Here is a 13,312-nt window from a genome sequence, read left to right as displayed (position 1 = left end):
CTTGTCTACAACCTCAAAGCAGTGCTTTGAGCGACCTGCGGCTAGCTTCCTAGTTTGATTTTTGATTTTCATTGAGTATGAGTTTAACGGTTGTCAATTTTCTCTGGATAAAGGTCGTGTTGGAAGAGGCGTTGTTCTGCCAAGCCTTCATACTTAGTTCTAGGCTTACCGTAGTTGTAGTAGGGATCAATTGAGATGCCACCGCGCGGAGTGAATTTTCCCCAGACTTCTAAATAGCGAGGATCTAGCAAGTTGACCAAGTCTTTCCCGATGGTGTTGATACAGTTTTCGTGGAAATCTCCGTGGTTTCGGTAGCTAAAGAGGTAGAGTTTGAGGGATTTTGACTCAACACAGAGCTTGTCAGGAATGTAGGAAATATAGATAGTTGCAAAGTCTGGCTGAGCAGTGATTGGACATAGTGAGGTAAATTCAGGACAGTTAAATTTGATAAAATAGTCATTTTCCACATGACGATTGTCAAAGGATTCGAGGACTTCTGGTTGATACTCGAAAATGTAGTTAGTTTCTTTGTTGCCCAGTAGGCTGAGGTTTTTCATTTCTTCTTGTTGTGACATGATTTTTTCTTTCTAATCTTAAACACCACGTTGGTTATCGTAGAGGAGGGTATGGAGTTGAGGAAGGACGCGGACATTGCCCCAGCTATCGTCGGCAGCGACTCGTTCCCAGAGTTCTTTGAGACGGTCCAGTTGGTCTTGTACAATATTGCCTCTAGCCTTGGGCTCAGGATTTCCAGCTGATAAGAAAAGGACATCTGGTTGGTAGCGTTCTTGAATCCCTTTGGCAAAGGCCAAATCGGCATCGTCAAAGACAGGGATTTTAAAGGTGACCTTGTCTGGATCAAGTTGGGAAACGATAAAGTCCAGGGTCTCAAAGTTGACTTCCATCTTGGATGAAGGAGGTTTGGGACTCAGAGTGACCTGGTCGATGTCTTTCAACCAATTTTGCCAGCGAGAGCCTTGAGTTTCAACAGCCAGAGTGACACCACGTTCCTTGAGTTTGGTGACTAGCTCAGCCATGTTGGCTGCTAGGATAGCAGGATTTCCCCCAGATAGGGTTACATAGTCGTAGCTCCCTAATTTATCCAACTCAGCAATGACCTCGTCAGCTGTCATGCGAGTTGGTTTTTCAGAACCATCCCAAGTAAAGGCAGAATCGCACCAGTCGCAGTGGTAGTCGCAACCAGCAGTGCGGACAAACATGGTTTTCTGCCCGATTGCACGGCCTTCGCCTTGAAAGGTTGGGCCAAAAATTTCTAGAACTGGTAGTTTGAGGACACGTTCCCTAGTCATCTAACCACTCCCGTCTAAACTCCGCAAAGGCAGTCGGAGTCTCATAGAGGCGAACGTATTCCAAACGGAGACCACGTTCGTCTGGCAACTCTTGGTTCATGGTTTGGAAAATCCAGTAAACCATATTTTCAGCAGTCGTGTTCATATAAGGCAAAGTCTCATTGAGATAGCGATGATCCAAGTGGGGCTCTAAGTAGTTCTTGTAGATCGCTTTGATATCTCCGAAATCGTGGGTCATGCCACGTTCATCTAAAAATCCACTGACAGCAATCTGCAAATGATAGGTATGACCGTGCAGGGATTTGCATTTTCCCTCATAGTGAAAGAGGTGGTGGGCAGCATCGAAGGTAAACTCTTTTGATACCAAGGTTCTGTGAGGATTGTAGACAAGAGACTCCCCAGTTTCCTGTTTGATTTCTTTGGGTGCAAAAAACATTAGGCCTCTCCTTTCTGTGAGAGATAAACATCTAAACCATGTTGACGTAGGTGGCAGGCTGGGCAATCTCCACAGCCACTTCCAATAATCCCGTTGTAGCAGGTTAAGGTCTTTTCACGAACATAGTCAAAGGCACCGAGTTGGTCGGCTAATTCCCAAGTTTCAGCCTTGTCTAGCCACATGAGAGGTGTTTGGATAACGAAGTCGTAATCCATGGCAAGATTGAGGGTAACATTAAGGGATTTGACAAAGACATCCCGACAATCGGGGTAGCCTGAGAAGTCTGTCTCGCAGACACCTGTCACGATATCTTTAATGCCTCGTTGCTTAGCAAGGACGGCCGCAAAGGATAGAAAGAGGTGGTTGCGACCATCAACGAAGGTATTGGGAATCTCTCCCTCTTTTTGCTCAATCTCTAGATCAGAAGTCAAGGCATTTTCAGTGATTTGCCCCAGCAGAGACATATCTAGGATATGATGACGAATCCCCTGTTCCTTGGCGATTTCTCTAGCGACTTGAATTTCGAGATGATGGCGTTGGCCGTAGGCAAAGGTAACGGCTTCGACCGTTTCATAGTGTTCTTTAGCCCAAAAGAGGCAGGTTGTAGAATCTTGACCACCACTAAAGACGACCAAGGCTGATTGACGTTTCATAGTACTCCTTCCGAAATGGGAAATGTTCAGAGCACGCAAAAAGCTCCCTTGAGGGAGCTAAAAAATACCAAGTAGAGGTTTTTTTTAGCGATGGCATTTCCCAAACATCGTAATATTCTATCTACAGTCTAGCATATTTTTTGAAAAATGGCAAAGGGCAAGAAAAAAGAGACCAAAGCAAGTACTTGGTCTCTCGTTTGATTAGCTCAATTCAGCAACGATGGCCTTGATTTGTTCTGCTGTGTGAACACCAGCAACTTGTTTGACCACTTGGCCGTCTTTTTTGAAGAGAAGGGTTGGGATAGACATGATTCCAAAAGCACGAGCTGTGTTTGGATTTTCATCAACGTCCATTTTAACGATTTTTAAAACATCTTCTGAAAGTTCTTCAGACAATTTATCCAAGATTGGACCTTGCATACGACATGGACCACACCAAGTTGCCCAGAAGTCTACCAAGACCAAACCGTCTTTTGTTTCTTGTTCGAATGTTGCATCTGTAATTGCTTTTGCCATTGTATTTCTCCTTTTTTAGTTATATTGGCTTAAATCTTGTTTCTTGAGATAGAAGAAGATATCTCCATAAGTCCCATGGTAGTCCAAATCATGACCGTTGTAAGTTAATTTTTGGACAGGGTAGTAGTCTGCGACGCCGATAAGGCAAGCTTGTTGTGAACGATCAAAATCTTCATAAGACTCGAAAGTTACAGTTCTTTCGTTCTTGCTGGCATCTAGATAGGTAATTTCAATCATTTTAAAAACTCCTTTGTTTAATGATGACTTTATTTTACTCCTTGTAAAAGAGAATGTCAAGAAAAATGATTGCGCACGCAACTTTTTTCTAAAATCATCTTAAATCAAGAAATCTAAACCAGTTTCCAAGCTTGCTTCGACAGCCTTTTGTAGAGAGGCCAGTGTCTTTTGCCCATCACTTGTCAGGCAGATAAAGCTAGAGCGTCTATCTTGAACACAACACCTGCGACTAAGTAGACCGCAATTTTTGGCTTCCAAGCGAGCCACCATCCGAGAAACAGCGCTCGGGCTCAGATGAAGTTTATCTGGCAGGTCAATCTGGCGTAGAGATTTTTCTTGAGCCAAGTCCAGATAGTAGAGCAGGTAGAACTCTTTCAAGGTCAGACTTTGCTCGCTCTGCTGGGCAATAGTCTCTTCTAAGAGACTTTCAATTTCTTTCTGACGCCGATTGAAGTCAAACCATTTTTCCAAATAGGTCATAGTCTCTCCTTTCTTTTTAGAGTTATAACATAGAAGAATGTCCATTCACGGACAGTCTCTGCATCACAAGATGATTGCGCATGCAATAATTATACTACTTTTCAAAAGAGCTGGCAAGAAGGACGCTGGAATATTTTATCCTAAATCATGCCTGTTTTCACAAGTCAAGAATTGTTTGTATCCCCTTTCTTCTCAAACTTTCATCAACTCTTGTGCATTTCCTTGAAATTTTCTGAAAAAAGAGTAAACTGGTATGCAAGAAGTCTATTTCGTGGAGTTTAGGATGAAATTATATGTTCAATTAATGATTCTCTTTGTGATTTCTCTAATCGGAGAGGGAATCTCTAGTTTCTTTCATTTGCCCATCCCAGGCAGTATTATCGGTTTGATTATTCTCTTTCTAGCCCTGCAATTTAAGTGGCTGAGAACCAGGCATGTCAACATGGTTGGGAATTTCTTGCTGGCCAATATGACCATTCTCTTTTTGCCGCCAGCAGTGGGAATCATGGAGAAGTTTGATGTGATTGCTCCCTATCTTTTGCCAATTGTTTTGATTGTCTTTTTTGCAGCAGTCATCAATATTATCCTCATAGCCTTGGTAGTTCAGTTTATCAAGAGACGGTTTGAGGGAGATTATGAGAAAGGAGATGCCAAATGAGTGAATTTGTTTCCAATCCCCTATTTGGGCTAGCCCTGTCTATCCTAGCTTATCTAGTAGGAATGCTGATTTACAGACGTTTTCCCCATCCATTGACAACGCCCTTGCTTTTGTCAGCTGTTTTCATTATCATCTTTCTAAAAGTGACGGGTATTTCTTACCAAGATTACTACCAAGGTGGGGTTTATCTGAACAACTTGATTGTCCCATCGACTGTTGCTCTAGGGATTCCGCTTTATAAGAGTTTTCACCTGATGAAGCACCATGCTCGGAGTATTCTATTTGGTAGTTTGTTAGCGGTAGTGGTCAATACATCTTTCACAGCCCTTGTGGCTAAAATTTTTGGAATGGACTTTTTCTTAGCCATTTCTCTCTTTCCCAAGTCTGTAACAACCGCCATGGCAGTGGGAATCACAGAAAAATTGCAAGGCTTGACGACTGTGACCTTGGTCGTTGTAGTCGCAACTGGTATTTTAACCAGTGTCATCGGCCCAACCCTTTTGAAGTGGTTGAAAATTGACGACCCAGTAGCAGTCGGACTTTCCCTTGGAGGAACAGGCCACGCAGTTGGAACAGGAACTGCCTTTCGATATGGTTCTGTAGCAGGAGCCATGGGTGGCTTGGCTATCGGTGTCACCGGTATTCTCTATGTCTTTGTCAGCCCCATTGTAGCCAGTTTGATATTGAGTTAATACTCTTCGAAAATCTCTTCAAACCGCATCAATGTCGCCTTGCCGTAGGTATAGGTAACTGACTTCGTCAGTCTTATCTGCAACCTCAAAACAGTGTTTTGAGCAACCTGCGGCTAGTTTCCTAGTTTGTTCTTAGTATAAAAAGCAAGGAATTCGGGTTCCTTGCTTTTTAAAATCGTATGTTATAGACTATTACTTTTCTTTGCTTAAGTGAATGACTTGGTCATAGTGTTTTAAGTCTTCTTCTGTGTAGTGATGAATGACTTCAATGACTGTTTGAGGTAGGAAGAAGAGCAAGTCACTAATCTTTCTGCTATTTTCCGAGTCAATATCAGTAATCAAACGGGCATAGTAATAGCGTTTTCCAGCTAAGCCTAGTAGGAGGATGAGATTACCAAGTATTCCTAGAATTAATACTTTCCAAAGAAGGCCTAGTTCTTGATTGGTAAAACTAGCAACAATATTCTGAACAAGGGCTGGTGTGATAATCGCTTCAAGCCAAATAATGGCAATAGAAAAGAAATAAAGTACAAGGTGCATCTTACTAACAAATCTTCTCAGCATAAAGAGTTGGCCTCCTTATCGATATACATGTAATCAGTTTTAAATTATTATACTCCTTTTTATCAAATACGTCATATAAAAATGGAAGTTTTAAGGGCGAAAAAAAGCCTAGCGAGTTATTGTCACTAGACTTTAAAACTATTGAAAATTAACCTTGTTTATCGAGATGTGATACGTTTCTAAAAAGTTGAATTGATGAGATAATGCATTTTTGATTAGAGAGCAATTACGGGGTAATGTATGAAGTATTAACAGTTGGTTAGTTTGAACTTAATTTAGTGATATGTATATGTTTGTTTTAGGTACTATTAGATTACAAGCCGCTATTTTCAATAATATTTTTTCCACCAACTTTATCAAAAGGAACTGAAGACTTTTTAGTAGGAATTTCTGTTATAAGATAGGATTTTTCTAATGAGTAGCCAGCATAGAATTGATTATAAATTTGTCCATAAATAAGTGACTTTGAAAGGAATTCAGCCTTTTCCTTGTCTTTATTTGTAAATTCTAATTTCTCTGCAACTGTTCTATTACCGGAAGGATCAGTTTCGATAGTTCCCTTAACAATATCAAATTCTTTCTTATCATAGAAGTTTTTTTCCGATAATTTTTTTATTTCATCAATACTTTTATTTGTTATGTCTTTAAGCGTGATTTCAACTTGTTCTTCACTAGAATCTTTTGTTTTTTCAGGTTCTTTACCAATAGCATAGGATGTAACGTTGCCATTTTTCGTGAAATATATATACGTTATTTTATCATCTTTTGAAATTGTATCACTAGAGGCGTTAGCGACGAAGAATACTCTCTCTCTGTTTTCGTTTATTAATTCAACTATCCCTTTTCCTGTTATTTCTGTTTGAGCTGAATTTTGGGAACAAGCTCCTAAGAAAATACTAATAAATAATAAGACTAAAAATAGTAATCTATTTCTTTGTTTCATATGGGACTCCTAAAAGTTATTTATTTTTAATAACTCTATTGTATCATACAAGAAGCTTATATAGATTAAAAACATTGTCAATTGTGTCAATAATTTTGTGTAAAAACTTCATTATAGTTATAGGGTGTAATTTTGATAAGACCTCAAGTATGTTGGAATATCGTTCTCATACTTAGTCAATTGATTTATAAGAATATATTTAGTTTAGTGGTGTATTAGATTTTGTTATAACAAATTCGTTATTTTTTGTTTACGCATTTTATTTACATTATGTTAAAGATGATAAAAAAGCCTAGCGAGTTATTGTCGCTAGACTCTGATATTATTGCAAATTAACCTTGTTTTTCAAGATGTGATAAGTTCCTAGATAGTAGATGGCTATAAGAATAACTTCTTCCAGAATAGTCATGATAATGCCCATCTGGAACTGATCAGCTCCTCCTGTGGTTGATGGGAAGTAGAAACCAGGGTTAGAACGATAGAAGAGTTCAATAAAGCCAACGACGATTTGGATACCAATGTAGGCTACAATTGACAGTGCGGTACGGTATTCATTGAAAAGCTGTCCAATGGAAATAGCCAAGTAGATGCAGAGGATTCCAGAAATAGTATTTAGTAGGAAGGATACCCCCATAAGAGAGAGTTGAGGAAGATGTGTTTCTATAAATGGAATCACGTCAGAAGTTGCAAACCAATCTGGAGCCGTAAGGGTCAGAACAATGAAAGCACTGATTGCTAGTACAGTAGTGCTGACAATAGACCAGATAAAGGCACCGACTAGTTTGGCTGAGATGATATAATGTTCAGAAACTGGCAATGTCAAAGTCAGATAACCTTGTCGGTCATAGACACTACCTTTGAAGCGTTTAATAATTAAGAAAATAGTTGAAATCACAAGTGTAACCATTAAACCACCAAAGACAGTAGATAGAAAAAATAGCATAGTAGCCTGACTTTCTTGGTAAGGTAGATTTTTAAAGCCTTGTGTCTGTATTCCGATAAAGGCAGAAAGGGCTAGAACGGCAGCGTAGAGGGCTAAATACCACTTGTTAACATTTTTAAATTCGTAGCGAACTAAATTCCAAAACATAATAATCTCCTTTTTTTAGGCCTTAAATTCCTGACGGAAGAGTTGGTCAATGGATTCACCTGACTCATAGCGAATATCATCTACATTTCCTTGACGAACGACTTTTCCGTCTTTCAGGAAGACAATTTCATCCAAGATTGGCTCGATATCAGAAATCAAGTGGGTAGAAATCAAAACGGTAGAAGTTGGGGAGTAGTTGTTGATAATGGTATTGAGGATATATTCACGGGCTGCTGGGTCCACTCCACCAATGGGTTCGTCCAGAACATAGAGACGAGCATCACGGCTCATAACCAAAATCAGTTGGACTTTTTCTTTGTTTCCTTTTGATAGTTTCTTGAGACGACTGTTTTCATCAATACCGAGGTCTGCAAGTAGATGATGGGCGCGTTCAAGATTGAAATCTTTATAGAAGGTCTTGAAGTAGGTTAGGGCTTCTTTGACCTTCATTTGTTCATTGAGATAGGTCGTATCCGGCAAATAAGCTACGATAGCCTTGGTTGCTGGACTTGGGTCCATGTCGTTGATGAGGACACGTCCTTGATCTGGTTGTAAGAGGCCATTGATTAGTTTAATCAAGGTTGTTTTTCCTGAGCCGTTTGGGCCAAGGAGACCAACAATTTTTCCAGCTGGAATGTCAAGAGAAACATTTTCAAGGGCTGGGGTTGCTCCATAAGATTTGGATACATTTTCAAATGCTAGTAATGACATAGGCTTAAACTCCTTTAATATAATCGCCGACTACGCCTGGTAGTTCTTCTTTTTCATAGCCAAAATGGGTCATGGAGGAAACGAAGTGTTCCAATTCTTCTTCGGATAGTTGTTTGCGTGATTGGGCAATCAGTTCCTTATCCTCAGTCACAAATCGTCCAGTTGTGCGCTTGCTGTAGACAAATCCTTCTCGTTCAAGGTCTGACAAGGCTCTTTGGATGGTGTTGGGATTGACACCAGCCTCGCTAGCTAGCTCTCTCACGGTTGGAAGTTGTTGATTGGATTCCAGTGTATGGGAAACAATCTGAAGCTTGATTTTCTCCATGATCTGTAAATAAATGGGTTTTTTGTTGTCAAATGTCCAGGACATCTTGGTCTCCTTTCTTTTATCCTTTTGTCTTAATTAAATAATACAACAAAACAAAAAACTTGTCAAGCAAAAAGAAGAATTGTTTTGGGAATTGCTTAAAAAATGGTATAATGAAAAGAAAACGATAAGGAGAGAAAGGATGCGTTGTCCAAAATGTGGGGCTACCAAGTCAAGTGTTATCGATAGTCGCCAAGCAGAAGAAGGGAACACCATTCGTAGAAGACGTGAGTGCGATGAATGCCAGCACCGTTTTACAACCTACGAACGAGTAGAAGAAAGAACCTTAGTGGTTGTTAAAAAAGATGGCACACGGGAACAATTCTCCAGAGATAAAATCTTTAATGGGATTATCCGCTCAGCCCAGAAACGACCTGTGTCAAGTGATGAAATCAACATGGTAGTCAATCGTATCGAACAGAAACTCCGTGGTCGAAATGAAAATGAAATTCAAAGTGAGGACATTGGTTCACTCGTCATGGGGGAGTTGGCTGAATTGGACGAGATTACCTATGTACGTTTTGCCAGTGTCTATCGTAGTTTTAAGGATGTCAGTGAGTTAGAGAGCTTGCTCCAACAAATCACCCAGTCCTCTAAAAAGAAAAAGGAAAGATAAATGAAGCCAATTGACCGTTTTTCTTATCTAAAGAATAATCGGGTGTCGCAAGATACCTCATCTCTGGTACAGTGCTACCTCCCGATTATCGGTCAGGAGGCACTGAGCCTTTATCTTTATACGATTAATTTTTGGGATAATGGTAGAAAGGAATATCTTTTTTCAAGCATTCTTAACCATCTCAACTTTGGGATGGATAGACTGATAAAATCCCTGAAAATCCTATCTGCTTTCAATCTCTTGACCCTCTATCAAAAGGGGGATGTTTATCAGCTAGCCCTCCATGCTCCTCTGTCAAGTCAAGATTTCTTGGAGCATCCTGTTTATCGTAGACTTTTGGAGAAAAAGATTGGCGATGCCGCTGTGGAGGATTTGAAAGTTGAAAGTGCTGATGGTGAAGAAATACCTGTCTCACTCAATCAAGTCTTTCCAGACTTGGCAGAACTGGGAAGTCAAGAAGACCTTGGTCTCAAGAAGAAAGTGGCCAACGATTTTGACTTAGACCATTTTCGTCAGCTTATGGCTCGAGATGGGCTTCGTTTTGCGGATGAGCAGTCCGATGTCTTAAACCTCTTTGCCATTGCCGAGGAGAAGAAATGGACTTGGTTTGAGACCTATCAACTGGCCAAGTCAACAGCTGTTTCCCAGGTTATTTCAACCAAACGCATGCGGGAAAAAATCGCGCAAAAACCTGTTTCCTCTGACTTTAGTCCTAAGGAAACGACCATTATCAAAGAAGCCAAAAGTAAAACTACCCTGCAGTTCTTGGCAGAAATCAAGCAAACACGCAAGGGGACCATTACCCAAACAGAAAGAGAACTCTTGCAACAGATGGCTGGCTTGGGCTTACTGGACGAAGTCATCAATATCATTCTCTTGTTGACCTTTAATAAGGTAGATTCGGCAAATATCAATGAGAAATATGCCATGAAGGTAGCCAATGACTATGCCTATCAAAAGATTCATTCGGCAGAAGAAGCAGTCATGCGAATCCGTGAGCGTGGGCAGAAGAGCCAGGCTCAAAAAAGCAGTAATCCCAGTCCTGCCAAGTCCAATGTACCCAAGTGGAGCAATCCAGATTATAAGAATGAAACCAGCGAGGAAACTCGTCTGGAATTAGAACGTAAGAAACAAGAACTATTAGCTCGATTAGAAAAAGGAGGAGATTAGATGGAAAGTGTCGGAGACGTACTCAAGCGTCAACCCAGCCGTTTTCACTATCAAGATTTGGTCCAGAAAATTATGAAGGACCCTGATGTTGCGGCCTTTATCCAGCAAGAATCCCTTACTCCAGAGGAATTGAATCGCAGTATCTCCAAATTTAATCAATACATCACCGAGCGCGATAAGTTTCTCCGTGGTGATACGGATTATATTGCCAAAGGCTACAAACCGATTTTGGTTATGAATCATGGCTATGCGGATGTTTCTTACGAAGAAACTCCTGAATTAATCGCAGCGGAAAAAGAAGCGGCTATTAAGAACCGTCTCAAGTTAATCAATCTGCCAGTTAGTCTTAAGAAAGCTAGTTTGGCGCAAGTAGACTTGGATGATTTGGGGCGCTTGCCAGTTTTTGAAAAGCTATTAGCCTTCGTGGAGCAATATCCAGCTATTCGAAAAGGTCTTTACTTGTATGGAGACTTTGGTGTGGGTAAAAGTTTCATGGTGGCTGCCTTAGCTCATGATTTATCAGAAAAACGTGGTGTTTCATCAACTCTCCTCCACTATCCTAGCTTTGTCATTGATGTCAAAAATGCTATCGGTGATGGCAATGTCAAGACCTTGGTAGATGAGATTAAGCTTTCTGAAGTCCTGATTTTAGATGATATTGGTGCCGAGAAATCAACAGCCTGGGTGCGGGATGAAATCCTGCAAGTCATTCTCCAATATCGAATGCAGGAAAATTTACCGACCTTTTTCACCTCCAACTTCAACTTTGAAGAATTGGAGCAGCATTTCGCTAAAGGGAAACATGGAAATGACGAAACTTGGGAAGCCAGACGGGTCATGGAACGCATTCGTTATTTGGCTGAGGAGACTCGTTTAGAAGGAGTGAACCGCCGATGACAGAAACGATTAAACTGATGAAAGCTCATAAGTCTGTTCGAAGATTTAAGGAGCAAGCCCTCCCTCAGGCAGACTTGACTGAAATCCTGACAGCAGTCCAGATGGCCTCGTCTTGGAAGAATTTCCAATCCTACTCTGTGATTGTAGTGCGAAGTCAAGAAAAGAAGGATGCCTTGTATGAATTGGTTCCTCAGGAAGCCATTCGCCAGTCAGCTGTTTTCCTTCTCTTTGTCGGAGATTTGAACCGTGCAGAAAAGGGAGCCCAACTTCATACTGATTTATTCCAACCCCAAGGTGTGGAAAGTCTCTTGATTAGTTCGGTCGATGCAGCTCTTGCTGGACAAAATGCCCTGCTGGCAGCTGAAAGCTTGGGCTATGGTGGTGTCATTATTGGCTTGGTTCGTTACAAGTCAGAAGAAGTGGCAGAGCTTTTTAATTTGCCTGACTACACCTATCCTGTCTTTGGGATGGCACTGGGTCTTCCAAATGAAGAACATGAAGTCAAACCTCGTTTGCCATTGAATCAAGTGGTGTTTGAGGAAGAATACCAAGAGCAGCCAACTGAGGCAATCGAGGCTTATGACCGTGTACAGGCTGACTATGCTGGGGCGCGTGCGACCACAAGCTGGAGTCAGCGTCTAGCAGAACAGTTTGGTCAAGCTGAACCAAGCTCAACTAGAAAAAATCTTGAACAGAAGAAGTTATTGTAGAAAGTGAGAAATTATGGCCCTACCAACTATTGCCATTGTAGGACGTCCCAATGTTGGGAAATCAACCCTATTTAATCGGATCGCTGGTGAGCGAATCTCCATTGTAGAAGATGTCGAAGGAGTGACACGTGACCGTATCTATGCGACGGGTGAGTGGCTCAATCGTTCGTTTAGCATGATTGATACAGGAGGAATCGATGATGTCGATGCTCCTTTCATGGAACAAATCAAGCACCAGGCAGAAATTGCCATGGAAGAAGCAGATGTTATCGTCTTTGTCGTGTCTGGTAAGGAAGGAATTACCGATGCAGACGAATATGTAGCCCGTAAGCTTTATAAGACTCACAAACCAGTTATCCTCGCAGTCAACAAGGTGGACAACCCTGAGATGCGAAATGATATCTATGATTTCTATGCCCTCGGTTTGGGTGAACCACTACCAATCTCATCTGTCCATGGTATCGGTACAGGGGATGTGCTAGACGCTATTGTAGAAAATCTTCCAAATGAATATGAAGAAGAAAACCCAGATGTCATTAAGTTTAGCTTGATTGGTCGTCCCAACGTTGGAAAATCAAGCTTGATCAATGCTATCTTGGGAGAAGACCGTGTCATTGCCAGTCCAGTTGCTGGAACAACACGTGACGCTATTGATACCCACTTTACAGATACAGATGGTCAAGAGTTTACCATGATTGATACGGCTGGTATGCGTAAGTCTGGTAAGGTTTATGAAAATACCGAGAAATACTCTGTCATGCGTGCCATGCGTGCTATTGATCGCTCTGATGTGGTCTTAATGGTCATCAATGCGGAAGAAGGCATTCGTGAATACGATAAGCGTATCGCAGGATTTGCCCATGAAGCTGGTAAAGGGATGATTATCGTGGTCAACAAGTGGGATACACTTGAAAAAGATAACCACACTATGAAAAACTGGGAAGAAGATATCCGTGAGCAGTTCCAATATCTACCTTACGCACCGATTATCTTTGTATCAGCCTTGACCAAGCAACGTCTCCACAAACTTCCTGAGATGATTAAGCAAATCAGTGAAAGTCAAAACACACGTATTCCATCAGCTGTCTTGAACGATGTGATCATGGATGCTATTGCTATTAACCCAACACCGACAGACAAAGGAAAACGTCTTAAGATTTTCTATGCGACCCAAGTGGCAACCAAACCACCAACCTTTGTTATCTTTGTCAACGAAGAAGAACTCATGCACTTTTCTTACCTGCGTTTCTTGGAAAATCAAA

General features: G+C 41.1%; 18 protein-coding genes and 1 pseudogene. 7 read left to right on the top strand and 12 right to left on the bottom strand.

Annotation, left to right across the window (positions count from 1 at the left end; all coding sequences use genetic code 11):
* Window positions 1-83: 83 nt before the first annotated feature.
* From queF to HMPREF2701_RS10035, 7 genes are all read right to left on the bottom strand, one after another.
* Window positions 84-575, bottom strand: coding sequence for a preQ(1) synthase (gene queF / locus HMPREF2701_RS10065; protein WP_070482984.1), 492 nt, complete (start codon window positions 573-575; stop codon window positions 84-86).
* Window positions 576-593: 18 nt separating this feature from the next.
* Complete coding sequence (queE, locus tag HMPREF2701_RS10060) at window positions 594-1,310, bottom strand: 7-carboxy-7-deazaguanine synthase QueE (protein WP_070482980.1); 717 nt, start codon at window positions 1,308-1,310, stop codon at window positions 594-596.
* The gene (queD, locus tag HMPREF2701_RS10055; RefSeq protein ID WP_070482978.1) at window positions 1,303-1,746 is read right to left on the bottom strand and encodes a 6-carboxytetrahydropterin synthase QueD; all 444 of its coding nucleotides are present in this window, start codon (window positions 1,744-1,746) and stop codon (window positions 1,303-1,305) included. The genes queE and queD overlap by 8 nt, the downstream gene beginning before the upstream one ends.
* Window positions 1,746-2,399 (bottom strand): 7-cyano-7-deazaguanine synthase QueC, encoded by a 654-nt coding sequence (queC, locus tag HMPREF2701_RS10050; protein WP_070482975.1) that lies wholly within the window; start codon window positions 2,397-2,399, stop codon window positions 1,746-1,748. Before queC ends, queD begins: the two co-directional genes overlap by 1 nt.
* Window positions 2,400-2,600: 201 nt before the next feature.
* Window positions 2,601-2,915, bottom strand: a complete 315-nt coding sequence (trxA, locus tag HMPREF2701_RS10045; RefSeq protein WP_001029581.1) for a thioredoxin — start codon at window positions 2,913-2,915, stop codon at window positions 2,601-2,603.
* 15 nt (window positions 2,916-2,930) lie between these two features.
* Complete coding sequence (locus HMPREF2701_RS10040) at window positions 2,931-3,152, bottom strand: DUF4649 family protein (protein ID WP_000570255.1); 222 nt, start codon at window positions 3,150-3,152, stop codon at window positions 2,931-2,933.
* 99 nt (window positions 3,153-3,251) lie between these two features.
* A complete protein-coding gene (locus tag HMPREF2701_RS10035) occupies window positions 3,252-3,632 on the bottom strand; it encodes a MarR family winged helix-turn-helix transcriptional regulator (RefSeq protein WP_070482971.1) in 381 nt (126 codons plus the stop codon).
* A gap of 283 nt (window positions 3,633-3,915) precedes the next feature.
* On the opposite strand from HMPREF2701_RS10035, the gene HMPREF2701_RS10030 reads away from it, so the two are divergent.
* Together HMPREF2701_RS10030 and HMPREF2701_RS10025 are read left to right on the top strand one after the other, a co-directional pair.
* Window positions 3,916-4,290, top strand: coding sequence for a CidA/LrgA family protein (locus HMPREF2701_RS10030; RefSeq protein WP_000781325.1), 375 nt, complete (start codon window positions 3,916-3,918; stop codon window positions 4,288-4,290).
* Window positions 4,287-4,982, top strand: coding sequence for an LrgB family protein (locus tag HMPREF2701_RS10025; protein WP_001288952.1), 696 nt, complete (start codon window positions 4,287-4,289; stop codon window positions 4,980-4,982). Before HMPREF2701_RS10030 ends, HMPREF2701_RS10025 begins: the two co-directional genes overlap by 4 nt.
* Before the next feature lie 329 nt (window positions 4,983-5,311).
* On the opposite strand, the pseudogene HMPREF2701_RS10880 reads toward HMPREF2701_RS10025, so the two are convergent.
* The 5 genes and pseudogenes from HMPREF2701_RS10880 to HMPREF2701_RS10000 form a co-directional block, all read right to left on the bottom strand.
* A pseudogene (locus HMPREF2701_RS10880) lies at window positions 5,312-5,546 on the bottom strand (ABC transporter ATP-binding protein); the annotation flags it as partial.
* Between the two features lie 313 nt (window positions 5,547-5,859).
* Window positions 5,860-6,489, bottom strand: coding sequence for a hypothetical protein (locus tag HMPREF2701_RS10015; RefSeq protein ID WP_049551743.1), 630 nt, complete (start codon window positions 6,487-6,489; stop codon window positions 5,860-5,862).
* Between the two features lie 322 nt (window positions 6,490-6,811).
* Window positions 6,812-7,579, bottom strand: a complete 768-nt coding sequence (locus HMPREF2701_RS10010) for a hypothetical protein (protein ID WP_061590385.1) — start codon at window positions 7,577-7,579, stop codon at window positions 6,812-6,814.
* 15 nt (window positions 7,580-7,594) lie between these two features.
* On the bottom strand, window positions 7,595-8,290 hold the full coding sequence (locus tag HMPREF2701_RS10005) for an ABC transporter ATP-binding protein (protein ID WP_000054197.1): 696 nt from the start codon (window positions 8,288-8,290) through the stop codon (window positions 7,595-7,597).
* A 4-nt stretch (window positions 8,291-8,294) separates the two neighbouring features.
* Window positions 8,295-8,660 carry a GntR family transcriptional regulator gene (locus tag HMPREF2701_RS10000; protein WP_070482968.1) on the bottom strand — a complete coding sequence of 122 codons (366 nt, stop codon included), beginning with the start codon at window positions 8,658-8,660 and terminating at the stop codon, window positions 8,295-8,297.
* 139 nt (window positions 8,661-8,799) lie between these two features.
* Here HMPREF2701_RS10000 and nrdR point away from each other — a divergent pair, with 139 nt between their 5' ends.
* From nrdR to der, 5 genes are all read left to right on the top strand, one after another.
* Window positions 8,800-9,273 carry a transcriptional regulator NrdR gene (gene nrdR / locus HMPREF2701_RS09995; protein WP_070480355.1) on the top strand — a complete coding sequence of 158 codons (474 nt, stop codon included), beginning with the start codon at window positions 8,800-8,802 and terminating at the stop codon, window positions 9,271-9,273.
* A complete protein-coding gene (locus HMPREF2701_RS09990) occupies window positions 9,274-10,443 on the top strand; it encodes a DnaD domain protein (protein ID WP_070482965.1) in 1,170 nt (389 codons plus the stop codon).
* Window positions 10,444-11,340 (top strand): primosomal protein DnaI, encoded by an 897-nt coding sequence (gene dnaI, locus HMPREF2701_RS09985; RefSeq protein ID WP_070482963.1) that lies wholly within the window; start codon window positions 10,444-10,446, stop codon window positions 11,338-11,340.
* Window positions 11,337-12,050 (top strand): NADPH-dependent oxidoreductase, encoded by a 714-nt coding sequence (locus HMPREF2701_RS09980; protein WP_070482960.1) that lies wholly within the window; start codon window positions 11,337-11,339, stop codon window positions 12,048-12,050. The genes dnaI and HMPREF2701_RS09980 overlap by 4 nt, the downstream gene beginning before the upstream one ends.
* A gap of 13 nt (window positions 12,051-12,063) precedes the next feature.
* Window positions 12,064-13,312, top strand: a 1,249-nt coding sequence (der, locus tag HMPREF2701_RS09975; RefSeq protein ID WP_070482957.1) for a ribosome biogenesis GTPase Der, incomplete at its 3' end; no start/stop codon positions are given.

This window comes from Streptococcus sp. HMSC077D04 (genome assembly GCF_001808785.1).
GTDB classification, from domain to species: Bacteria; Bacillota; Bacilli; order Lactobacillales; family Streptococcaceae; genus Streptococcus; species Streptococcus mitis_BX.
This window is presented reverse-complemented; position numbering and strand designations above follow the sequence as displayed.